The sequence below is a fragment of the Ureibacillus aquaedulcis genome (genome assembly GCF_030418165.1).
Taxonomy (GTDB): Bacteria; Bacillota; Bacilli; order Bacillales_A; family Planococcaceae; genus Ureibacillus; species Ureibacillus aquaedulcis.
Window position 1 is genome coordinate 103,584 of the sequence record NZ_JAUHTQ010000002.1, and the last position, 23,848, is coordinate 127,431.

Consider the following 23,848-nt stretch of genomic DNA (forward strand, 5'->3'; position numbering starts at 1 on the left):
ATTCATATTTCTATAGGGGATTGCTAAGAATTTAATTTATTCTACAATCAGGCTACTCTGCAGTAAGAATTGTGCTTTTCTATATAAAAATGGCTCTATAATTGAACATTAAATTTTTAGTAGATGGAAATTTATGTTAAAATTTAAGTGACCTACTGATGAGGTTTGCTTGTTTAGTTAGAATTGATTAATAATATTTGTGGTTGTGGGAGGAATTTATGGTTAGGTCTTTAAAAGGGCAATTCTTTCTATCTATTTTTGTTGCTATTGGTTTTCTTTATATTAATTTTACGAGCATTGAGTTTATTACTGACAAGAGGGATCCAGCTATTCGGGTATTATTTTTCTTGATCATGATTTTATCGGTGTTTAATGCAGGGCTCTATACAGAAAAATATATACAAACAAGAAAGAAGAAGTAATTCTTATTAAACAATCTGGCGCTTTTCTTTAATAAGGAATGTATCCCTTCCGTTTAAGGGCCAGATTGTTGAGGAAAACAAACGCGTTCAAGATTAAGAAGGAAGGATTACACGAACAAAGTAGGTAAGACTTGCTAGTGGAAGGAAAGACCTTTGGCGCTTTATACTAGTACTTTCTCCATTATCCAGAAAGTCCTTTGTTGCTATGCAATGGGAGTTTCTGCTATCTTAAATAAAATTTCACTAGATAGGAATCAAGCATTTATTATTAAATCCACCAGCCCCATATCCAATCGAAACATTTTGCAGCTATCTCGTGGTTGGAATTAGTATAAGTGAAAAAATGTGTTGAAAATCTTTATGTGAATCTCAGACTCTCTGTTCTTTTAATTTAAACTTTTAATGGGCTAGTTTGATTTATTCAATTCCTTATACAAAACATATTTTAAAGCAGAAATTTCATCTTCAGACAGTTTCCCTTCAATTTCGGATAAAACCTCATCCTGATTAATGGAACCGTTTTGCACTTGTTCCTGAATATCAAGCAAACGATTTACGCCCACTTTTTTTATTAACACACGTGTCGCTTCTTCCTTCGTTTGGAAGGGAAGAGTTTCCGGATCTATAGTTGCTGCCTCGCTTACAATTTCTTGAACCTTCGAATCGTTCTCGATATAGGATTTTACCTCTTCTAGATTTTCGTCATCTAAAGTAGACTCCACTTTTTCGATAATTTTTTCGGAAGCGATATTTGTCCCAAAATGCCACACAGCATAGCCAGCTGCTCCGACTAAAACAAGTATAATAGCGGTAATTGTTATGAACTTTTTCATCAACTCACTCCTGACACTTTGAATATAGCACAACTACCCAGAAATCTCGAAGAAAAGATGTTTTCTATAATTGGTTTAAATACAATTTTTTTGAACCCTGAGCAGATAAGTTATTCACCCTACTCTTATAGATACACTTCAAACTGGGTACTTGTTCGACAATTTGCAGCATCTCGTTATTAAGTATTTTGCCTTATTCAAATTTATGGTTATAAATGGAAGTGGAATGGATACTTTGTTAATATTAGTTTAAGCGTGGTACTTCAATAGCAGTAGTTTTTTGAAACTTTAACTATTGCAATTTGTAATTCTTATATCTAACTTAGTAGCTAGTTAAAGATGAAGGTATTATATTTTCAGTAAGGGGAAAAAGATGGAACCAACAATCTTGATTGGGTTATTTTTTATTACTTTATGTATTCTTGGAACTAGTCTATTAGTTTTTCTTATCCCCAAGAAATTTAGGAGGATTGTTTGGGTTATATTGGGTATCGTTTTAATTTGTACCTATTTTTTTCAAGGAGCGCTTAGACCAATGATTATAGACCATCAAACCGAGAAAGCTATGCAAATATTAGAAGATTATTTACAGGAAAAATATCCAACAGATTCCTGGGAAATCTATGATACAGACAACTCCAAAATAGAACCTATCATATATCTTCATGTAATTTTCAATAGTGAGCCAAAAATGGTGTATGAATATACAGTTGAAGATACGGTAGTAAAGCAAGGAAGTAAATGGACTTATCAAGTCAATCGGTACGGAGGTATTAACGGAATAGTTTAGGAACTCTTTTGCAAACATAGCGTTTTTCAATGTTTCACAAATTGGCGCATTCCTTAAGGACGGATCATACTTACCATGTTTAAAATAAGTAAAATCGATTGGAAATAGTAACCAACAATAACGGGGGCTCAAAGTGAGAAAAGTTGAAGTGAAGCCATATAACAAGCAATGGTTTTCGATGTTAGAAGAAGAAGCTAACATATTACATAAGATACTTGGTGTCGAAATAATTGATATTCACCATATTGGCAGTACATCCGTAAAAGGTCTAAAAGCAAAGCCTATCATCGATATTATGCCTGTCGTTAAAGACATAAATCGAATCGATCAGTTTTGCGTATCGATGATTGCAATTGGTTATAACCCAAAAGGAGAAAATGGGATTCCTGAACGTCGATACTTCCAAAAAGGCGAAGATCATCGAACCCACCATGTACACGTATATCAATTAGGTAATTCCGAAATTGATCGTCATCTAGCATTTCGTGATTACTTGCGAGCGCATCCAGATGTTGCTAAAAAGTATGGAGATTTAAAAGAATCTCTTTCTCAACGATTTCCTTATGACATTGAATCATATATCAAAGGCAAGGAACAGCTAGTCTTGGAGATTGAGGGAAAAGCAATGATTTGCTATCAAAGCAAGACGTAACCATGATACGAAAGTATAATTTCAATACTACAATTAGTGTACAAGAATGAAGTAATTAGAATAGGGGATTAGTAAATGCTTGATTTTGGTTGGCTTAATGTTGGCAGTCTCGTACTCGGACTAATTGCTTGGATATTTCCTGTCGTCAATCTTTCACGATATCACGTTAAAAATTGGGTTACCTTTTCTGTCTTTAGCATGAGTGCTTGTGCCATTTCGCTATTTTTCCAAATTTTTTATATGCACCATAAGATAAAGGTAGGGGATTGGACTGCTCTTATGGATACGATATGTGCTGTAGTGTTTGCCTCGGCTATTCTTCTCTTCGTTACCATCCTATTGAATGCAATAACTGTAATAGTATACAGTAGCAGAACTGCAAAATAGCTTACCAACCACCATTTATGAAAAAGTGAGGAAATAGTATCGCTGAAATGGCTTTAATTTGTGTATGACGATTAGAAGGAAGGTCTTGGTATTGCATATAGAAAAATATAATTTGGTTAATAAAAAGAATTGCAAAAAACCTAATTATAAAATAAATGATAAAGAAATATATTTTGATATTTATGTTGGCCCGGATAAAGAAGTATGTATCGTCGGTAGCTTCGATAACAATTATATTGGTTGGGCTTCGATTACCACTCTTGATGAAAAGGATTTGATTGTTACCATTATCGATTATCTATTGAAACGTAAACCTATTATGGTTTCAAGTACCTATTTTGCATTAGGAGCTCGCTACGAGGAAGTGATGAAATGGCATAATTTTCGTATATCCAAAAAACAGTATAAGGATGGGGAGTATCGTTACTATTCACAAGCTACCCTTGCTTATTTAGGAGATAACGAAATGTATCTTGCTAAATATATATCGGTGGAAACTAACAGTTTTTACTATACAGAGCTATCGAAGTGTAAATTTCGTTTGATGGATAACTATTATTCTACGATATTAGAAGGGTATAAAGAACTTTTGACGCAAAAGGAAAATTATGAATACTATTACGAAATGAAACCTCTTATTTCCTTATTGAAAAATGAGAGCTACCTAAGATTATGTCCGAATGAGGAAATAAGAAATATATACTTGGACTGTATGAATGAATGTTCCAATTTATATAACCGCTATATGTCAGCAGTTAGGTAAACAATTGTAAGGAAAAATAAATTATAAAACATGATGAAATGGCAAGGAATAATGAAACGGAGACACATTAGCAGATGTGTCCCCTGGAGATCATGAACCATATTAAAAAGAATCAATGGAGATTAAAGATAAGTATACTGTTTTCTTCGTTCACCAGCTCTCCTTATCATGATTAATGGGTTCATGATGCCACCGATTTGTCTACTGATCAATGCCCCTCATTCTGAAAGATAAAAATAATACAAAACAATCGAAATTAATAAATTTTATTCTTTTAAGGTTTTATTTTTTGAAAGAATAGGGAAATTGATATATATTGATCGTGTGAATTTTTATTTTAATAAAAGAATTTACGCGTTAAATTTTTGTTAATTTTTATCTTATTGGGGAGGAATTCATTTGAGTAAAGTAGCGATCATTACAGGTGGGGGCAGCGGGCTCGGTCAAGCAACTGCCATCCGTATGGCTCAAGAAGGCATCAATATTGCGGTTGTCGATGTAAGTGAAAAAGGCGGAAATGAAACTGTCGAAAAAGTAAAGGCCGAGGGTGTTGATGCAATTTTCATTAAAGCTGATGTATCAAAACCAGAAGAAGTGAAAAGTTATGTTGATAAAACAGTGGAACACTTCGGTTCAATTGATTACTTCTTTAACAATGCTGGAATTTCAGGCAGCGGTAAATTCTATTTGGATACAACAATCGAAGAAATTAACCAAATTGTAGGAATCAACCTTCTTGGTGCATTATATGGTGTACGTTATGTAGCGGAAGTAATGTTGAAAAATGGCGGGGGCTCAATCGTCAATACAGCATCCAGTGCTGGTGTGATTGGTCAAGATTCCGTTGTAACCTATTCTGCTACAAAACATGGGATTGTTGGTTTGACAAGAAGTATGGTTGCTGAATATGCAAAAGATGGCTTACGCGTCAATGCCATTGCACCAGGTCCAACCGAAACACCAATGGTTAGAGCTTTCTATGAAGCTAACCCAGAGATGAAAGCAAATGCTACGGGCGGTATACCACAAAAACGTTTAGGTACACCGGAGGAAGTAGCCGAACTCGTTACCTTCCTTTTAACTTCCAAAGCTGAATATATCAATGGTGAAGTTATTCGTATTGATGGTGGATTCACCAGCACAAAATAATTCCTCGCTTAGGCTTAAAAGACCTACACTAAGTTTCGTGTAGGTCTTTTTATATGACAATGGTATAAAACCATAGTAGTATAGTGCCCATACTTACTTTTGGGAAGAAATGGCAGCAATCAATTGAATCTCGACCGGCGCATTGTCCGGCAATGATGCAACACCTATGGCAGCCCGGCTTCCAATACCCAAATTTCCCAATTCTTCAAAAAGGTAATCAGAAGCAAGGTCTGCAAGGCTGGAATGCGCCTGAAAAGTCTCTTCTGCATTAATGTAAACAGAGAGCGAAAGAATCTGCTCGAGCTGCTCTTCTTCAGCAAGTATGTTTTTAGCTGCAGTAATTGCATTTCCTACCGCTTGTCTGATTGCTCCTTTATAGGTATCAACCGGCAGCTCGGCAGTTACTTTTCCACTTTGAATCAGAACACCATTTTTTCTCGGAGTCATCCCGGCAGTAAAGACTAGATTTCCAAAGCGGGATGCCGGAACATAATTTCCTTGTGGAATAGGATTAGCTTTTTCTTCTAAAGTGCTCATTTACGATATACCTCCACTACCATTATAAGACGTGAGATGGCAGAGACCGCAGCTTGATGGTTTTGAGAAAAGTTGATACGGAAGCTATCCGTGAACTGCGGCCCAAATTCTGTACCCGGCGTAACAATAACACCAGCCTGAAGGCGAAGAACCTTGACAAATTCTTCGATGGCAACATCCAATTCCGGAAGTTTCGGGAAGAGATAGCTGCCTGCTTCTGAGGGCCTTACCTTAAAACCTTCCGCAGCTCGCAGCATCGCAACCAAATCATCACGGATTGCCTGGTGCTGTGCAATTCGCTCAGCCATCCATCCCTCAGGTTCAGCAAACCAAGATTTTAATACAGCTTGGCTATAGCCACCTGCACGGAGAGACACAATAGCCTGCAGCTTTTCCATTCGATCAATAATCTTAGCTGAGCCGAATGCCACCCCGAGCCTGTAGCCGCTAAGTGATTCTGTTTTTGATGGCCCCATGATAGTAATCATATTTTCCGGGTCCAGAATATTTTGTGCACAAAGATGTGTATAAGACCTTTTGTCGAAAATCTGGCGTGAATAGAGTTGATCAACAATAACGCTTGCTCCATACTTTTGTGCCAGTGCTGCAATCTGATGGATTTCATTCTGGGAATATATAACGCCAGAAGGGTTATTAGGATTAGAAAATAAAAAGAGCTTCACACCAGCTTTAAAAGCGCCCTCCAACTGAGTTAAATCCAAACCTGCGTTAGTATTTGTTCCCAAATAATCCATTTGAATAGGAACGACTTCTCCATCAAAAAATTCAACTAATTTTCGATTGGCAAAATAATCCGGCACTACAATAGCCACCTTGTCGCCTCTAGCAACAGTAGCCCCCATTGCCAGGAAAAGTGCTCCCTGTGTACCGGGTGTGATAATAAAATTCTGTTCTGCATCAATCGTTGTACCAGTAAAATTGGATAGCTTTTCGGCCACATTCTCACGGAGAACTTTGCTTCCACGATACTCAGTATAGGCCTGTTTAGCGCCAAGATGAACACCTTCGACGAAATCATCCAGAGTACCTGGAATTGGCACAAAAGCATCAACATCACCATGCGAAAAATCAACCGGTGTACCGGAAATTTTCTCGCCTCGTAGTTTAACTTCGTTTGTGTTCTGCCGTACTTCCTGTCCAGGGGCAAATTCAGCTCCAAGTTTTATAAACTTTTCTTCTATCAAATTCATTATTCTCCCTCTCTTCTCTATGGCTATAAATTGCCATAACTAACTGAATTCTTTATCAATTCGATATATTATAATATTAGAAGTACATACGTCTTAACTCAAATATCGAAAAGTTTATAACTATATACAATTTTCCTTATACTGATAGTAGAGGAGTGGGATTAGGTTATTATTCCCTATATAGAAATAAAAATGTTGCTTAAATAATGAGGGCGAGGGGATTTACAAACAATTGCCTAATCAAATAATTTACTTTCATAAATCACTCGACAAAACGGAAAGAGAAGAAAAGAGGAGCTATTATGTTAAAACATATAGATTATGTTTATGAAGTGTATTTGAATAAAAGTTTTTCTAAAGCAGCTGAGGTACTATATATTTCGCAGCCAGCACTGAGCACAGCAATTAGAAAGATTGAAGATGAAATTGGTCTTTCCATTTTCGACAGAAGCAGTAACCCTGTTCAGTTAACACCAGCTGGTGAATTTTATATTGAGTCCATTGAGAAAATCATGACCATAGAAAGAGAATTGCAAGCAAATTTGAATCGTCTATTGGATAATAGCCGCGGGACAATAAATGTCGGGGGTGCTTCTTTCTTTTGCGTCTATCTTTTGCCCACACTAGTTCAAGAGTTCCAGAGTAAATACCCGAATTACACGGTTAATCTAGTGGAAGCAAATGCAGAAGATCTTATAAAATGCCTACGCTCGGGTATTGTTGATATTATTATAGATGTTGAAAAAAGAGACCCAAAAATTTTTGATTCGGTTGTGTGGGCAGAGGAACAAATTTTGCTGGCGGTTCCAACATCTTATGGACTTAACAAAAAATTGAAAAAGTATCGATTAACTTTTGATGAGGTTGCTAGTGGACAATATTTAGATGCAAAGTATGAGAAGGTAAATCTGAGCGAGTTTCAAAATGAAAATTTCCTTTTACTGAAAAAGGGTAATGACATGCATCAAAGAAGTCTGAAAATGTGCAGAAACGCAGGCTTTTCACCCAAAGTATCCATGCATCTTGATCAATTACTCACTTCTTATTATATTGCCAGCAACGGAAAAGGAATTGCATTTGTACGAGCAGGGATTACTCGTTACTTGGAAGCAACAAATAAAGTGTTCTTTTACAAAATTAATGATGAAAATTCTAATCGAAATATTATGTTGTATCATAAAAAAAAGCAGCCACTCTCAAAGGTTGGTATGGATTTTATTAGATTTTTGAACAATAAAAAGCCTGTTAGCATTTAGACCAGCACTTAAATCTATACATTTACATTCTTGCAAGCTAAATGAGGATGTAACATGCATGAGGGGCAGAAAAATTAGAATCCGTATGGAATAACATTTATCATTTGTCGAATGAGATAAGATTGTTTAGTATAATAAGAGAAAGATATTTACGATAGGAAGGAAAGTGAAAGTATGAGCAACGGAATTTTCAAGATCCCAACCCCTAAGAATGAACCTGGCAACACTTATGCTCCGGGTACAAAGGAAAGAGAAACTTTAAAAGCGGAGTTAAAACGCCAATCCGAAATCGTAGTCGATATCCCTGTTATTATCAAGGGTCAAAATATTAAAACCGATACAGTCAAGCAAGTAGTTATGCCACATGATCACCAGCACGTTCTGGCAAACTATTCGGAAGCAGGCGAGAAAGAATTGCGTGATGCTGTCGAAGCGGCGATGGCTGCGAAAGAATCATGGGCAAATATGCCATGGGAACACCGTGCTGCGATTTTCTTAAAAGCTGCTGATTTAATCTCTGGTCCATACCGTGATGTCATGAATGCTGCGACGATGCTGGGACAATCCAAAACAGCGATCCAGACTGAGATTGATGCTGCACAGGAATTAGCAGATTTCTTGCGCTTCGGTGTGGATTATGCAAACCAGGTCTACCAAATTCAGCCCGACAGTATGAAGAATGTTTGGAATCGTCTGGATTACCGTCCGTTGGATGGTTTTGTATTAGCGATTTCTCCATTCAACTTCACTGCAATCGGCGGGAACCTGCCATCAGCTCCAGCGATGATGGGCAACGTGGTTGTCTGGAAACCTGCAACAACTTCTCTTCTGGCAAACTACTACTTCATGCGTATTTTGGAAGAAGCCGGGTTGCCAAAAGGTGTCATCAACTTCGTCCCTTCCCGTGGATCACAAGTATCTGAAGTTGTATTAACAGATTCTCGTATGTCCGGATTCCACTTCACCGGTTCTACAGCTACATTCCAGACAATCTGGAAAACAGTAGGCGAGAACATTGCAAACTATAAATCATATCCTCGTCTAGTTGGGGAAACAGGCGGGAAAGACTTCGTATTTGCCCACGAAACGGCACAAGTTGACAAAGTAGTAGCCAACCTTGTTCGTGGAGCATTTGAATATCAAGGCCAAAAATGTTCTGCAGCTTCACGTGCCTACATTCCACAAAGCCTTTGGGAAGAAGTAAAGCAAGGTTTAGTTGAAGAAACGGCTAAACTTAAAGTTGGGGATGTACGCGACTTCCGTAATTTCATGGGCGCGGTAATTGATAAACCTGCGTTTGATTCAATTACAAGCTATATCGACTATGCGGCAGCTTCTGAAGAAGCAGAAATACTTGCTGGTGGTACTTATGATGATTCTGTTGGTTATTTCATTCAACCAACGATCATTGTCACAACGAATCCAAACTTCAAAACGATGGTGGAAGAAATCTTTGGGCCAGTGTTGACAATCTATGTTTATGAAAACGATCAATTGGAAGAAACATTGGAAGCAGTTGATACAGCGTCTATGTACGCATTAACAGGTGCTATTTTTGCACAGGATCGCCAAGCAATTCTTCACTTGGAAAATCGTTTATCTGGTGCAGCTGGAAACTTCTATATCAATGACAAGCCAACTGGTGCCATGATTAACCAACAACCATTTGGTGGTTCCCGTGGTTCTGGGACAAACGATAAAGCAGGTTCTGTATTTAATATGATTCGTTGGACAACTCCACGTGTCATCAAGGAAAACTTTGCGCCAACTACCGATATTGCTTATCCATTCATGGATGAAGAATAATTATTAACCATAAAAAGAGGTTGAAGTATTACCTTCAACCTCTTTTTCTTATGGTTTCTAACTATATCAGAGTTTCAATTCTATATGATAATGGATCCTTCTTATGTATAAGCATAGCCTTTTTATATTTTCCCTTTACTAATTATACACTTCCATTTCGCATACTGTACTTAAGGGAATCAAGAAATTGGCCAACCCTAGTGCATTGCAAGCTATTTCAACCATAAATCATTACTTACATTTCATCTATCCATTTAAATTTTGTGTAAGAAAAATAGAAGATCTATTTCGTTAAATCGTTATTCCTTAAATTATTCGGCATGCTAAATAGTGGGATATTGTGTATTCCAACAGAAGTGCCCATATCTCATTAGCACTTAAAATGTTTCCGGCACTATTTTAGTGGAATATTTACTTAGAGTTTAATAAATATAGAATAAAGATTAATCGTCACAACGATGCAGTTGAATTAACTGCAATTTGGATTAAAAGCCCTTTTCACTAATCCAAGAGCAATTGTCATCACGGCATGGAGATGTTCTTAAATATTCCTAAGACAGAAGGTTTTCAAGAAGTTTCCTAAGAAACTTCTTGAGTAGAAAGAAACAAAACCAAGTACGACATTAAAGAAGGGAAAGATTGTATGGAAAGTGACTGGAACAAAGCTATTGAATCCCTTTCAAAATTTAAAGTTGTTTCAAATCCTAATAATGAACCAGTAACCATATATGGTGAAGGTGATGATATGAAGTGTATAGGCATCGGTACAGATGCAGCGGTTTTTCAATCTCTCTATGCCCCGCACTATGCATTTAAATTATATGCCAAGGACAAAGTAGACAAAGTAAAAGTTGAAGCAAGTGTTTATCGTATATTAGGGGATTCACCTTTTTTTTCGACATGTTTTGCTTCATGCGACGATTACCTCGTTTTAAGTTACGAGAGAGGAATTACTCTCTTTGACTGCATTCTCCAAGGTATTCATATTCCAGAACAGGTTGTAAAAGATGTGGAGGATGCAAGGGAATACGTTCGTAAAAAGGGCCTAAACCCCCGTGATATCCATTTGAAGAATATTTTACTGCAAGACGGAAGAGCAAAAATAATAGATGTCTCTGAGTACACACGGCCAGGTAATGATTATCGATGGGAGCATCTAAAAAAAGGATATGAGCAATACTATCATTTAATAGATGGAAATGCCGTTCCTTTCTGGCTAGTGGAAACGATTCGAAAGTGGTATAACAAGCTGGGGGAGAATGCCTCTTCATATGAAGAGTTTACAAAGACCATTATAAAACTTCTGTATAAAAAATAGGAGAACTGGCTCTACAGAAGATATGTGTCCAACAATTCACTTATCAAAATCACGGGTGCTTTCCTCAAATGAGGAAGGTGCTTTTTTTCATGGCAAGACTGTTAAACTAGTACTAAAATTCCAAGATAAAGCAGGATTTCTATACCAATGTATCAATAAGAGGTAAATCCAACTCTCATATCGAATTATCTTAGAAGCAGATCATTACGAAGTTGGTGATTTTTTGAAAAAGAGCATATACAAAAGAATACATATTATTGGCTCAGTTGGAAGTGGTAAAACAACCTTAGCAAAAGAGATATCTAAGAGGTTGGATATACCGTACTACGAATTGGATAATGTGGTCTGGATTAGGGATAAATCCGGAGATAGAAGAAGAACTGAGCACGAAAGAGAAAAGTATCTTAACAGTATAATACAATCCGGCAGTTGGATAATAGAAGGGGTACACAATGAGGATTGGGTAAGCAATTGTTTTCATAGTGCTGAATTGATTATCTTTTTAGATACAAAATATTCAATAAGAACTTACCGAATTATAAAGAGATTTCTTAAACAAAAACTTCGATTGGAAAAAGCTAATTACAAACCAACAATAGATATATTTTTAAAAATGTTTAAATGGAATCGTTACTTTGAAGAAGTTGGTAAAGTTAATTTCTTTGACAAGTATGGTAAGCATAAAGACAAGATAGAAGTTATTAACAACGCAAATTGCATTAACAAATACTTTAATTAAAGGGCATCATTCCCTAGAAAACAAACAAGCCTTTTAAAATAATTGAAGGTGGAATGAACTTGACGGACTATAAAATCAGGCCTGAAACACAACAAGATATGGACTTTTTATGGGAGAAGAAGAAGCATAACCTTCTAGGGAGATTTTAAGCGAGCGAGATTTAATAAAACATTTAGGCAATTGGGGGAGAGAAGGCGATATAGCTCAAATCGCAACCGGCTCAAGCGATAACCCCGTTGGAGCAATATGGATATATTTGATGAAACAAATAAAACATAGGGTTATATTGATAAAAAAACTCCGGTACTAAGCATGGCACTTTTACCGCAATATAGAGGTAAAGGGATATGAACATTCCTTCTTGGTGAAATGATCAGAAAAGCCAAGGATTCCGGCTTCGTTTCACTATCTTTACGCGTTGATCTCCGGAACCATAAAGTTGATATTTTTGCTAATGTAGTTGAAGATTAAGGGCAGGGAAACTTACACAACTATAGAAAAGTGTAATTTACAAAGGTGGAAGATTTAATATGGAGTTTATATTATTCATTTTCTTTTTAATTGTTGCATTAGGACTAGTAGTAACGCTATCCATATATATCAACTTAGGCAAGTCGAAAAAAAGAAAATTTATGGTTTGGGGAGTTACAGCAATGTTGCTAATTGGACCATTGGTATCCTATATAATAGGTGTTATTTATGCAACCTTCGTTGATAACGGATTTTCTGGTATGGCACTATCGGGAATTGTGTTTTCAATTATTTTTATAATCGGACTAACTGTTTCTCTCATAGGAATTCTTGGTTTAAAGAAAATAACGAATTAGAAATTCTTTTAATAAATTGGTAGCCTTTCGATAATACAAGAATTCCTGTTTTTTATAATTGAGTTATTACGGGAAGTACCGGACTAGTTATGAGATAATCCACTTCAACTACTTGCACAGCTGGGATCTGTTTCCCTCTACTACACAACCTTTCTATTTCCTAAAAAGCAGATTGAACCGAGGATTCGAACTTTCTTTTATCAAATTAAACAAAATGAGATTAATAGGTAATTTAAAATTCTATTATTTAGCCATTTTGTTCTGTCTAAGAACGCGTTATTACATATTATCCGACACTACTTTTTCGAATTAAAAATATATCTTGACGCCCAAATACATATAAAAATCACGTACAACTTACGCGTAGTCTCTAATAGGAAGGAAGAGGTCATATGAGAATGGGATTGCCTATTCTCATATTTGAATATGAACTTCATTCATACGATTTTATTTACGATTGTGGAATGTTCCATCCTCTAGCACCTCATCGCCGTTTAACTTACCTTATTATAATAAAAAAAGCTCTCAAGAAAGACGGATATTTTGGGATTGTTTGTTTTAAGACTGAAGGTGCTCTATCAACACCTGATTGGGATATTTACAATGACAAAAGTATAAAAGGCGGCATCGGTTACACCAAAGAAAGCTTAAAAAAAATTTTCGATTCAGATTTTAATATCAAGGAGTTTAAAGAATGAAAAAGATTCATCCATCAGAATCTCAACTAGGGGAAGAATTTCTCTGGACGAGCTTGATGCAGATTAAAAATTAAAGTTACTTTTACATTCGGGTGCTTTCCTTGAATTAAGGAGCGTGTTTTTAAACCGGAGACCATATCCTGAATTAACGGCAGGTAATTTGATGTTTATATAGAATTTAGGATTTATAAATAATCTAGTAATATTGGGGGGAGTCAATGTGTTAATTAAGCCAACAAAATTGCAGCCGGGAGACATGATCGCAACAGTAAGTCCTTCATGGGGCGGAGCAGGAGAACCTGCACTTAAATGGCGATATGAACAAGGTGTAAAAAGGTTAGAGGAAGTCTTTGGACTAAAGGTTATACCTATGCCGAATAGTTTAAAAGGAGAAGATTATCTGTATAGAAATCCTCAAGCTCGGTCTGAAGATTTAATGACGGCATTCAAGGATGAGCGTATAAAGGGAATTATTGAAAATATTGGTGGAGAAGATAGTATTCGCTTACTTCCTTTTATAGATTTTGATGTAATACGTGCCAACCCGAAAATTTTTATGGGTTATTCTGATGTGACCGTTTCCCATTTGTTTTGTCATAAAGCGGGTATTTCTTCTTTTTATGGCCCAGCAATTTTAACTGATTTTGCTGAAAATGTGGAGATGGATCCTTATACCATTGAGATGCTGAATCGAACGCTCTTCTCAACTGAGGTTATAGGTGAAATTCAACCGGCTAATGAATGGACAAGTGAGCGTTTGGAATGGGTAAAAGAGAATAAAAACCGGAGACGGTCAATGCGAAAAAGTACTGGTTATGAAGTACTCCAAGGTTCAGGTATAGCTCAAGGACATTTAATTGGTGGCTGTATTGAAGTATTGGAGTTTGCCAAAGGTACACAACTTTGGCCTGAAATAAAGTATTGGGAGAATAGTATACTTTTCTTCGAGACATCAGAAGAAAAACCAGGACCAAATCAAGTTAAGTATTGGCTGCGAAATTATGCTGCACAAGGCATACTACATAAAGCAAATGGTTTGATTTTTGGTAAACCACAAGATGAGAAGTATTATGACGATTATAAAGAAGTAATACTAAAAGTAATGAAAGAATCAAGCTTGGAAGATTTGCCGATTCTTTATAACTTAAATTTCGGTCATACCGAACCCAAGTTTATTTTGCCATATGGTGCAATGGCAGAAATTAATTGTGAAAAGCAGGCGTTTTCAATTTTTGAGAGTGGAGTTAAATGAATTAAATAAGAAAAGGGTGACCTAATTTGCTGCAGAAGGAAGAGAACAACCTAGAAATGGTATATTTTGCAGGTGGGTGTTTATGGGGTGTACAAGCTTTTATAAAAACTTTGCCTGGCGTTTTGTTCACGGAAGCCGGAAGAGCTAATGGAAAAAGTCATGCACTTGAGGGTGATTATGATGGCTACGCTGAATGTGTAAAAACAGGATTTAATCCAACGATGGTAACTATCAGGGAATTGATGGGGTATTTTTTTGAAATCATTGATCCATACAGCTTAAATAAACAAGGACAGGATGTTGGCGAGAAATACAGAACAGGAGTATATAGCGAAAAGCAAGAACACTTAAACGAAGCGAAGGCATTTCTTGCTGAGAGGAATGATTATGACCAGATAGTTGTTGAAGTACTACCTCTTACAAACTATGTTAGAAGTGCAGAAGAACACCAAGATAGGTTAGCAAGATGTCCGGATGATTACTGTCATATTCCAGAAGAAATATTAAATAGATATAAGTAATTCAGAATCTTAAAAGATTTATAGACTATGGGCTTTCTAATTGTTTAATGGTGGGGCAAGCCGTTAACGAAATGAAGCGCAATTACTCTTTCATTCATATTTAATACCACTAAGCCTGTTTTCGAGCTAAATGATTAACAAAAGGAGGTAAATTCTAGTTCATTTCCTATCTGTTATTCATGTTAGCGGGAAAAGTCATAAGTTTAAAAACGAGAATTAGCAACATAAATAACGTTGAAAATTGCATTAAAAAAAGCTTGGAAAAAATCTCAATCCCAAGCTTTTCAACTTTTATGTCGCGGGACTTTAAATAAAGCTCCCCGTTATACAGTAATTACCACTTTTCCTTGAGCATGACCTTCCTGAAAGTATTTGAATGCTTCCGTTATTTCACTTAACTTGAACCGTTTATCAATTATTGGTTTTACTTTCCCAGTCTCAAGTAATTCTTTTACATCATTTAAGTCTTTTTGATTTGCTCTTTGTAATAGGCTGCTTATTTTCTTGCTTCCAGTCATTGAAATAAAAGGTCCAAGAAATAATGTTTGATAAAGTTGAGATTCGGAACCTCCTACGTGAACAAAATTGCCATTTGGTTTGAGTACACGTTTATAAGCTAAAATGGAATTTGAACCATTCACACCAAGAACCAAATCATAACATTTCGTATGTTGGGCGAAACTCTCTTTTGTATAATCAATGATATGGTCGGCCCCTATAGAACGCAATATTCCTACATTTCTTGTACTACATACACCCGTTACTTCAGTCCCGAATGATTTGGCAATTTGTACCGCAAACGTACCAACACCACCAGATGCGCCATAAATTAATACTTTATGTCCCGGTTTAATTTTACCCCTATCACGTAGTCCCTGTAAGGCAGTAACAGCTGCCATAGGAGTCGCAGCAGCTTCCTCAAAAGAAATATTGGTTGGCTTTAAGACCAAAGCATCTTCGGGGACGGTTACATATTCAGCAAAACCACACCAGCCACAAACTGAGAGGTCGCCAAATACTTCATCACCTACTTTAAATAACTTAACGTTTTTTCCGACAACTTCAACTGTTCCAGCTATGTCACCTCCTGGAATCGAGTATTTTGGTCTCGTTAGTCCGAAAGCAAAGCGGGCTAAGAAGGGTTTTCCATTTAAAAGAACCAAGTTCCCATAGTTTAAAGATGATGAATGAATTTTTACCAATACTTGGTTATCAGTAGGGATAGGTTTTTTAGTCTCTTTTAATTCAAGTACATCGGGTGAACCATATTTATCACAAACAATCGCCTTCATAAAAACTCCCCCCAAATACTAATCTCAGTGATTTGAATCAAGAATAACAGTGGGATTAACTCCTTTCATTGACTTAAGTTAATTTCTAGAGACTTTTGTATTTTTTTTATCGTTTTATCAAAGTGTAATGGTGGTATTAAGCTCAAATGATGTAAGGTGAGTTAGTCTTCGGTGTTTTGTTGTTGCAAAAGAGGCGGGATCATTGCGAAATATGGATACACCTATTTTAAGATTTATTTTTATTTATTCGCTTTTTTATTCTACTTAATGATTCAGGAGTAATTCCAAGATAACTAGCCAATTGATGTTGCGGTACTCGGTCTATTAACTGGGGGCGTTTCCTTAAAACGGATTCGTAGCGTTCTTCGGGAGAAGAATTGATAAATTCACCGAATTGTTCCTGCATTTCGCCTAGGTTGATCTCCATCATTTTGCGTATCATTGTTTCAAGTTGTGGGTACTTGTCAAACATCGTTTTTTCAGAAACAATATCGCCAACAACTAATATGCAGTCTTCGACACACACTAATGAATACTTTGACAAATCACCTTGAGTCTGTTCGTTGATAATTGGAATAGCTTGTTCTTCTGTAAAAAAGTTGGATGTTACCTCCTTACCTGATTCATCTATAAAAAACTGCCTAACACAACCCTTCAATACGAAATAACATTTAACGGCCGAAAGTTCTCCTTGTCTAAGAAGGCATTTTCCTTTTTTATATTCATCAATTTGCAAACTTTCAGAGATAGCCCGCTGTTCATCTTCGTTGATTAAAGTAAAATCAGACATATATTTCGAGAGTATGTTTATCATATTACCCGCCTTTCTATTTGAGGCAATTTAAATGTATCTTAATCATTTTAACATTTTTATCCATCTAATTATTTCTTTTTAGATTAAATTACCATCGAATAAAGTAAAATTCATATCATGACAATAAAGGCTAATAAAGGCTATATTAAATGTCCTTGTCTTGGAAAATATTGGATTCCGTTACTAGATTTATAGCGGATTATTTTGATTAAGAGCTTACATATGAGCTCTATATTACAAATGGTTCTGAACAACAGTAATCTAATTAATGAAATAGATACAAAATTATAATGTTTTGTTTTTTGGTATAAAACGGTAGATACTATAAGGTTCAGAGAGGATTGGGGATTATACAATTATGTTGAATATTCTAGATATCCTAATTAAAAAATTTTTTAGAAAAAATAATTCATAATCTTCATACTGTTTTAATAATATTCATCTCCTGTTTTTATTTGTAACTGAAAATGTGGCAGTTTTATACCTATTTCAAACGATAAGAAAACTCCACAAATCGTGCAGTGAAACTATGAAAGCGCAATCATTATTTGAAAAAAGAGTTATTTGGAGATTTATACAAAGATTTCACGTATTGCATAATTCTGCAATTCCGTAAGGGAATGGTCATTTTTTTTAAAGGGAGTAACATAAAACAGTAACAATACTTTGGTATATTCATCTCAGGCAGGTGATGGTACTGCCAAAAAATTTGAGTGAGCTCATGGTAAAGGAGTTGAAAAGAGCAATAACGGAATTTATGAAAAATCCATCCTATCAGTAGAAAAATACGAATTAGGAGAGATAAAGTAATGAATAAAAAACAGATGAACTCTAAGAAAACAAACAAAAATTTGTCGAAGAAAGTAGCACCGTTAGTGATGTCAACATCGATGATGGCAGCAGCCTTTTTAGCAGCTGGTGCACCTATTTCTGCAGCAGAGCTTGATTCAAATGAGAGTAATCCAAAAGTTATCGAACATGTGAAAAACCACGGTCAGGAAGTATCAGCATTAGCAAGAAGTCTACCGGGATCACCTGAAAAAGGCAGACTCGTTAGTATGTTGGCTCAAAACAAATCCGGCATAGCTGAAGATGGTACAGAGGATCTTGATAATATAGATGAAACAAATAGTGAAGATACACCATCAAATGAAGAAGAAACTGAAGAAACAGAAGCCCCAACTACTGAAGAAGGACAAGTAGAAGAAGATACTGGTGCAGTTGAAGAAGGAACTGAGGAAACAGAAGCTCCAGCGACTGAAGAAGGACAAGTAGAAGAAGATGCTGGTGCAGTTGAAGAAGGAACTGAGGAAACAGAAGCTCCAGCGACTGAAGAAGGTCAAGTAGAAGAAGGCACGGATGCAGTTGAAGAAGAAACTGAAGAAACAGAAGCTCCAGCGACTGAAGAAGGTCAAGTAGAAGAAGGTACGGATGCAGTTGAAGAAGGAACTGAGGAAACAGAAGCTCCAGCGACTGAAGAAGGTCAAGTAGAAGAAGGCACGGATGCAGTTGAAGAAGGAACTGAAGAAACAGAAGCTCCAGCGACTGAGGAAGGCCAAGTAGAAGAAGGTACAGATGCAGTTGAAGAAGGAACTGAGGAAACAGAAGCTCCAGCGACTGAAGAAGGCCAAGTAGAAGAAGGCACGGATGCAGTTGAAGAAGGAACTGAGGAAACAGAAGCTCCAACAACTGAAGAAAGTCAGGTTGAAGATGGTACAGCAGTAGCTGATGCCTCAAGTACTTGGTTAGATGAAAGTTATCAATTTATTGAAGATGGCTATCAAAGTGTTATAGCAAATTACCAATCCATTTTGGATCAATATTTAAGTTTTGATTCTGCTGAAACAAGTCAAGAATCCGAAAACGACGTAGTAACAGATGTATCTGCTGATGCTGCAGAAACAGGTACAACAGGTTTAGAGGAAGATTCATTGGAAGATAGCGCTGTTGAAAATACAGATCTAACAAATGATACTAACGTTGATCAAGAAATTCCGGTGGTAACAGAAAATGAAGATCAACCTTCTGATGCAGGAACTGCAGTGGAAGAAGCAGTTGAATCAACAGAAAATACAGTAACTGATATTGAAGAAACAGCAGCTGAAGAAACAGAACAAGTGAGTCAAGATGTGGAAGAAAATGAAACAGATCAAGTCGCTTTAAAAGATAGAGTGATTGGATACTATCAAGACTTAGTAGCTTCATTTTCTAACCTTCTAAGCTTCTTTAAATAATCAGTAGAATATGATTGTTTAAACGTTTTAACTGAATAAAATGTGGGAGAGGGATGAATAAAAAAAATATTCATTCCTCTCTTTTTTTGTTAATACTCCTCATCCATATTTGATGGTATATGGGCTTTTGGTATTGATAAAACCCAGATAAAATCATCTTCCTGCATTATCTGTATGTCTAAGCCCAGGCTAATTAACTGCTCAGCCTTTAATTGTTTGGAACTTATTCCACGCCGCTTGTTACCAAGAATAACAAAGTCAGTTTCCTTAGTTACAGCTCCTTGCAAAGTCCCGCCAAATGCATGCACTTTTTTCGCAGCGTACGAACGTGTCATTGTGGAAAGTGCTCCTGTAAACACGAATCGCTTATTATAAAAGGGATGCACTAAGGGTTCCGATCGGTTAGAAAGCAGGATAACTTCTGTGTGGTTATTTTGTGACATAACACTTCACCTTTATTGAAGAAAGAAATTTTTTATTTGCTTTATAAAGCTGATAAATACCATTTAACTAAATGATGAAAGCAGCGACTATTTGATTATACATAATATTAAAGCAGACAGAGAGGGAAATGTCTGAAATGATTATCAAGGTATTATTATTACTCAACTGAAACAATTTCCATTTTGAGTCGTTTATTGTTTATATATAACTTGTTAATTTCAAAGTATTTTAAAATTTAAAGGTAGAGTAGGTTTTCATATGGAATCTCTTACAACACAATTAGTAATGATCGCTCTATTTATCTTAATCATCCATTCAATCGAAACATTAGCTTATTCAGTTCGTTTATCAGGAGCAAGAGTGAGACTATTGGCATCGGCACTTTCACTATTTAATGTAATGGTTATGATTTCGAGATTAGCGAATATGATGCAACAACCCTTTACGGGAAGTTTGATAGATAATGCCCCCCAACATGATGCCTTAGAATTAGTAGAGAACCAGTTTCGAATTTTGATAGGATCTGCAACAGTAGGAACAATAATAGGTTTACTTTTGTTACCGACATTTATTGCGATTTTTTCAAGGGCAATCGCTCATTTAAAGAGGAACGAGGCTCGATACCGGCTTTATTGAAAAAAGGAATTACATTTCCTTATTTTAAACGTGCGAAAAAACATATTCATCTACCAAGATATGCTTATTTAAAAGATATGAACTGGCGAGATATGCCATTTAAATTATTTTGCATTAATATTTTAATCACAGCAATATATACTATTGGCGTTTTATCTGCGCTATACGCAGCCTTGCTTGTACCAGAACGGGAAACAACCGCTGTTATGGCATCAGGCTTGATCAATGGTATAGCTACAATCTTGCTTATTATCTTTGTTGACCCTAAAATCTCAATCCTGGCAGATGATGTAATCAATCAAAAGGGGAGTTATGTTTCTTTAAAAAGCGTCTCAATAATGATGGTAACTTCAAGGTTATTAGGAACACTTTTAGCGCAGTTGTTGTTCATTCCAGCTGCTAAATATATTGCTTGGTTTACTCAGTTTCTAGTTTAGGGTTTTAAACCTGAGATAATTAAGTATGATAGAGTTTCAAGCTTTTCTAGTCGTATCATTCTTCGCTTGGAACACGCTTATTTAGTTTGTTAACGGATCTGTATTCCTTGTATTTTGGAATTAAAATAACTCCATCTTTAGTTTGTTAGAAATACGGGGTAAACTGGAGAAGGTAATAAGAAATTTTTGAAACCTTTTACAAGTATATCCGTATGAAAAACTAGGAGTTAGCAAAAGGCAAACACATATCAAAAACACTGTTGTAGTGCTGTGGGGGGGAAGTTCAGGTTATGAAGTTTGAAAATGCCGTGTTGGAGTATCGTTTGCACAAGGCCACGAATTTATATGAACCGATTTATTATTACAAGATGATTGAATTATCCCAAATTTTGGCAAGACGGGAGTGTGAGTTCTTTATTAAGGAAGGGAAGACATACAAACAGCTTTCCTCATCTATCGAAGGTAACTTATTTGTTATTTATGTGGAGCTCTTTGAGGAAGGGCCAATTGAACTTGAGAACACTTTAGAACAAGGCATTAAACTCGAAGTTCGGGAATTGAATGCACGTCAAAATTATCCTCTTTTATCAACGGAGGATGTTTCAAATCATCTGGATATTTTAAGTGTCATCGGAAGCGTTTATACATACCTTGAAAAAAATGAGTGGGAACGTGATTCTGCCGAAATCGATGAGGACAGGGGAGTATATGTTTTATATGTTACACCTACAGGATATACGCTAGAAACATAGGGAGGAAATGATGATAGATGAGTAAGACCAAAAAAATGATGGTTGGTGTGCTGGGCGCGGCAGCTTTAGTTTCCCTCACGGCTTGTGCAGAAGAAGAAGCTTATGGGGCACCGACTGGAACAGATTGTGATGATTGGGAATGGGATAGTACAACAGATTCTTATTATTGCGATGATGATGATTCTATTCGAGCAGGACACTACTTTTATGGTGGACACTATTATGACTCCAAGAAAAAATTAACGGGTAGTTCCCTATATAAGAGCAATACGAATACATACTCTAACTCTTCTTCAGGTTCTTCCACATTTAAATCTGGAATTGGTAGCGGTACTAAAGGCGGTTTTGGTGGATAGAGATGGATGAATTTATTGAAAAACGCCAAAACTTCTATAACGAAATAGACAATTTTTGGCATGACATCTACGGGAAAGAGTATGCTTTATTAGATATCAAGAAAGAATCTGTTGAAAACATTGAGCGACTTCGAAAGGCTACCGAACAAATCGGACACATTTTTTATAGAACGGCGCCATTATTGCGCCGACTAGATAATGAGACATTTGCACGTTTAGGATTTCCCAGTGAAACGCACGCATTCCTTCGTTTGAAAACAATTCCAATAGAAAGTGTAATTGCTCGGCTGGATTTGGTTGTAATGGGAGATGAAATAAAGCTGCTCGAGCTGAATGCAGATACACCTACGTTTATAAAAGAAACATTCTATGTGAACGGTAAAGTATGTGACTACTTCCATATGGAAAACCCAAACGCAGGATTTCAAGACCAGCTTAGAAAAGCATTATTAACAGCTGTAACAGCTTCTGCTCCAATAAAAGATTCCAATATAATCTTTGCATCACATCCGGATAACGAAGAAGATAAACAGACAACATTGTATTTAAAGGAACTATTGGGAATAGATAGTCAATATATGGATTTTAATGAGCTGCGAGTCGTTGATCAGCCGGTTTTTGATGGGGGTAAAATCATTTTGTCTCCTGGTCTCTATGATGTTCACGGCAATAAAATTGACTTGTTATATAGACAAACTTACCCAATTGAACATTTGATCCATGATGAGGACCCTTCAACAAAGGAAAAAGTAGGACAGATGTTGATGCAGCTTGTAGAACAGAAAGAGTTGGCTATTTTAAATCCACCCTCTGCTTTTTTACTTCAATCAAAAGCGATTATGGCACTTATTTGGGGACTGCATGAAGAACAGCATGGCTTCTATACTCAAGAAGAACACGGGATTATTAAGAAATATTTCCTGGCAACTTATTTAGATCCAGACGAATTTCTGCTGAATGGACGGAAATTTGTGAAAAAACCAGCTTTCGGACGTGAAGGAGATACGATTGAAATCTATTCGGGTACTGGAAAAAAGGTTGCGGAAGATAGTCATAAAACCTATCGGGAAGAACTATCAGTTTACCAAGAATTTATCGACCTTCCCATGATTGATATTCAAACTGTTCACGGAACTAGACGAGCACATTATATGTATGGTTCTTTCTATATCAATGGGGAGGCCAGTGCTATTGGAGTGCGTGCAGGAGGACAAATTACGGATAACGCTTCATATTTTTTGCCAATTGGCATTTAACAAGAGAGGATAAGGATAATAAATGGAATTTATATCATGGGCAAGTTTTTTAGATTTTCTTCAATACATAGGAGTGGGCCTTGTTCTGATTTTTATTGGAACAACTGCCTTTGCGTTTACAACAAAATTCTCTGAATGGAAATTAATCCAGGAAGGGAATTTGGCAGTTGCATTAAAGTTATGGGGAAAAGTGATTGGTTTAGGTATTACGATCTATACAGTTTGGTCGTCGAGCGTTAATCTACTGGATGCCTTTATTTGGGGTTTAATCGGCATTGTCGTTCAGGTTGTTGTCTATTTATTAATTGAATTTGTCCTGACACCATCCAAAACAAACTTGGCAAGAAAGGTAGAGGAAGGAAATACAGCTGTTGGATTTAGTCTATTTGCAATAGGTATTACAGTTGGTTTGATTGTGGCAGGAAGTTTGACTTATTAGTTGTGGTGTTTTTCTAATGTATAACCC

At 36.3% G+C, this 23,848-nt stretch carries 24 protein-coding genes and 1 pseudogene; 19 read left to right on the plus strand and 6 right to left on the minus strand.

Going from position 1 to position 23,848, the window contains the following annotated elements:
• The first annotated feature begins 218 nt into the window (after positions 1-218).
• Positions 219-422 carry a hypothetical protein gene (locus QYB95_RS03145; RefSeq protein ID WP_301136636.1) on the plus strand — a complete coding sequence of 68 codons (204 nt, stop codon included), beginning with the start codon at positions 219-221 and terminating at the stop codon, positions 420-422.
• A gap of 407 nt (positions 423-829) precedes the next feature.
• Here QYB95_RS03145 and QYB95_RS03150 read toward each other — a convergent pair whose 3' ends face one another.
• On the minus strand, positions 830-1,255 hold the full coding sequence (locus QYB95_RS03150) for a hypothetical protein (protein WP_301136637.1): 426 nt from the start codon (positions 1,253-1,255) through the stop codon (positions 830-832).
• A 535-nt stretch (positions 1,256-1,790) separates the two neighbouring features.
• On the opposite strand from QYB95_RS03150, the gene QYB95_RS03155 reads away from it, so the two are divergent.
• From QYB95_RS03155 to QYB95_RS03175, 4 genes are all read left to right on the plus strand, one after another.
• Complete coding sequence (locus QYB95_RS03155; RefSeq protein ID WP_301136638.1) at positions 1,791-2,045, plus strand: hypothetical protein; 255 nt, start codon at positions 1,791-1,793, stop codon at positions 2,043-2,045.
• A gap of 133 nt (positions 2,046-2,178) precedes the next feature.
• Positions 2,179-2,697, plus strand: coding sequence for a GrpB family protein (locus QYB95_RS03160; RefSeq protein WP_301136639.1), 519 nt, complete (start codon positions 2,179-2,181; stop codon positions 2,695-2,697).
• A gap of 472 nt (positions 2,698-3,169) precedes the next feature.
• A complete protein-coding gene (locus QYB95_RS03170) occupies positions 3,170-3,847 on the plus strand; it encodes a hypothetical protein (RefSeq protein WP_301136641.1) in 678 nt (225 codons plus the stop codon).
• A gap of 399 nt (positions 3,848-4,246) precedes the next feature.
• Complete coding sequence (locus tag QYB95_RS03175) at positions 4,247-4,996, plus strand: SDR family NAD(P)-dependent oxidoreductase (RefSeq protein ID WP_301136642.1); 750 nt, start codon at positions 4,247-4,249, stop codon at positions 4,994-4,996.
• Positions 4,997-5,089: 93 nt separating this feature from the next.
• On the opposite strand, the gene QYB95_RS03180 is transcribed toward QYB95_RS03175, so the two are convergent.
• Both QYB95_RS03180 and QYB95_RS03185 read right to left on the minus strand, forming a co-directional pair.
• Positions 5,090-5,533 (minus strand): RidA family protein, encoded by a 444-nt coding sequence (locus QYB95_RS03180; protein WP_301136643.1) that lies wholly within the window; start codon positions 5,531-5,533, stop codon positions 5,090-5,092.
• Entirely contained in the window at positions 5,530-6,744 is a 1,215-nt protein-coding gene (locus QYB95_RS03185; protein ID WP_301136644.1) for a pyridoxal phosphate-dependent aminotransferase, read from the minus strand. Before QYB95_RS03185 ends, QYB95_RS03180 begins: the two co-directional genes overlap by 4 nt.
• A 302-nt stretch (positions 6,745-7,046) precedes the next feature.
• Here QYB95_RS03185 and QYB95_RS03190 point away from each other — a divergent pair, with 302 nt between their 5' ends.
• From QYB95_RS03190 to QYB95_RS03225, 8 genes are all read left to right on the plus strand, one after another.
• The gene (locus QYB95_RS03190; protein WP_301136645.1) at positions 7,047-8,000 is read left to right on the plus strand and encodes a LysR family transcriptional regulator; all 954 of its coding nucleotides are present in this window, start codon (positions 7,047-7,049) and stop codon (positions 7,998-8,000) included.
• Between the two features lie 174 nt (positions 8,001-8,174).
• Positions 8,175-9,806 carry an L-glutamate gamma-semialdehyde dehydrogenase gene (gene pruA / locus QYB95_RS03195; RefSeq protein WP_301136647.1) on the plus strand — a complete coding sequence of 544 codons (1,632 nt, stop codon included), beginning with the start codon at positions 8,175-8,177 and terminating at the stop codon, positions 9,804-9,806.
• Between the two features lie 643 nt (positions 9,807-10,449).
• The gene (locus QYB95_RS03200; protein WP_301136648.1) at positions 10,450-11,124 is read left to right on the plus strand and encodes a serine/threonine protein kinase; all 675 of its coding nucleotides are present in this window, start codon (positions 10,450-10,452) and stop codon (positions 11,122-11,124) included.
• 223 nt (positions 11,125-11,347) lie between these two features.
• Positions 11,348-11,863 (plus strand): AAA family ATPase, encoded by a 516-nt coding sequence (locus QYB95_RS03205; protein WP_301136650.1) that lies wholly within the window; start codon positions 11,348-11,350, stop codon positions 11,861-11,863.
• 530 nt (positions 11,864-12,393) lie between these two features.
• On the plus strand, positions 12,394-12,690 hold the full coding sequence (locus QYB95_RS03210; protein WP_301136651.1) for a hypothetical protein: 297 nt from the start codon (positions 12,394-12,396) through the stop codon (positions 12,688-12,690).
• Positions 12,691-13,082: 392 nt separating this feature from the next.
• Positions 13,083-13,388, plus strand: coding sequence for a methyltransferase type 12 (locus tag QYB95_RS03215; RefSeq protein ID WP_301136652.1), 306 nt, complete (start codon positions 13,083-13,085; stop codon positions 13,386-13,388).
• 220 nt (positions 13,389-13,608) lie between these two features.
• Positions 13,609-14,640: a S66 family peptidase gene (locus QYB95_RS03220; protein WP_301136653.1), complete on the plus strand. Its 1,032-nt coding sequence runs from the start codon at positions 13,609-13,611 to the stop codon at positions 14,638-14,640.
• A gap of 56 nt (positions 14,641-14,696) precedes the next feature.
• The gene (locus tag QYB95_RS03225; RefSeq protein ID WP_301137051.1) at positions 14,697-15,161 is read left to right on the plus strand and encodes a peptide-methionine (S)-S-oxide reductase; all 465 of its coding nucleotides are present in this window, start codon (positions 14,697-14,699) and stop codon (positions 15,159-15,161) included.
• A 323-nt stretch (positions 15,162-15,484) separates the two neighbouring features.
• On the opposite strand, the gene QYB95_RS03230 is transcribed toward QYB95_RS03225, so the two are convergent.
• Entirely contained in the window at positions 15,485-16,453 is a 969-nt protein-coding gene (locus QYB95_RS03230) for an NAD(P)-dependent alcohol dehydrogenase (RefSeq protein WP_301136654.1), read from the minus strand.
• A 226-nt stretch (positions 16,454-16,679) separates the two neighbouring features.
• Positions 16,680-17,267: a Crp/Fnr family transcriptional regulator gene (locus tag QYB95_RS03235; RefSeq protein WP_301136656.1), complete on the minus strand. Its 588-nt coding sequence runs from the start codon at positions 17,265-17,267 to the stop codon at positions 16,680-16,682.
• 809 nt (positions 17,268-18,076) lie between these two features.
• On the opposite strand from QYB95_RS03235, the gene QYB95_RS03240 reads away from it, so the two are divergent.
• Positions 18,077-19,501, plus strand: coding sequence for a hypothetical protein (locus QYB95_RS03240; protein WP_301136657.1), 1,425 nt, complete (start codon positions 18,077-18,079; stop codon positions 19,499-19,501).
• 89 nt (positions 19,502-19,590) lie between these two features.
• On the opposite strand, the gene QYB95_RS03245 is transcribed toward QYB95_RS03240, so the two are convergent.
• Positions 19,591-19,944, minus strand: a complete 354-nt coding sequence (locus QYB95_RS03245; RefSeq protein ID WP_301136658.1) for a BRCT domain-containing protein — start codon at positions 19,942-19,944, stop codon at positions 19,591-19,593.
• Between the two features lie 286 nt (positions 19,945-20,230).
• On the opposite strand from QYB95_RS03245, the pseudogene QYB95_RS03250 reads away from it, so the two are divergent.
• The 5 genes and pseudogenes from QYB95_RS03250 to QYB95_RS03270 all read left to right on the plus strand — a co-directional run bounded on the left by QYB95_RS03250 (position 20,231) and on the right by QYB95_RS03270 (position 23,821).
• Positions 20,231-21,018, plus strand: a pseudogene (locus QYB95_RS03250) (lipid II flippase Amj family protein).
• Positions 21,019-21,308: 290 nt separating this feature from the next.
• Positions 21,309-21,770 carry a hypothetical protein gene (locus QYB95_RS03255; protein ID WP_301136659.1) on the plus strand — a complete coding sequence of 154 codons (462 nt, stop codon included), beginning with the start codon at positions 21,309-21,311 and terminating at the stop codon, positions 21,768-21,770.
• Between the two features lie 17 nt (positions 21,771-21,787).
• Complete coding sequence (locus QYB95_RS03260; RefSeq protein WP_301136660.1) at positions 21,788-22,126, plus strand: hypothetical protein; 339 nt, start codon at positions 21,788-21,790, stop codon at positions 22,124-22,126.
• Positions 22,127-22,128: 2 nt separating this feature from the next.
• Positions 22,129-23,382 carry a glutathionylspermidine synthase family protein gene (locus QYB95_RS03265; protein WP_301136661.1) on the plus strand — a complete coding sequence of 418 codons (1,254 nt, stop codon included), beginning with the start codon at positions 22,129-22,131 and terminating at the stop codon, positions 23,380-23,382.
• A 22-nt stretch (positions 23,383-23,404) separates the two neighbouring features.
• Positions 23,405-23,821, plus strand: coding sequence for a DUF350 domain-containing protein (locus tag QYB95_RS03270; protein ID WP_301136663.1), 417 nt, complete (start codon positions 23,405-23,407; stop codon positions 23,819-23,821).
• Positions 23,822-23,848 lie beyond the last annotated feature (27 nt).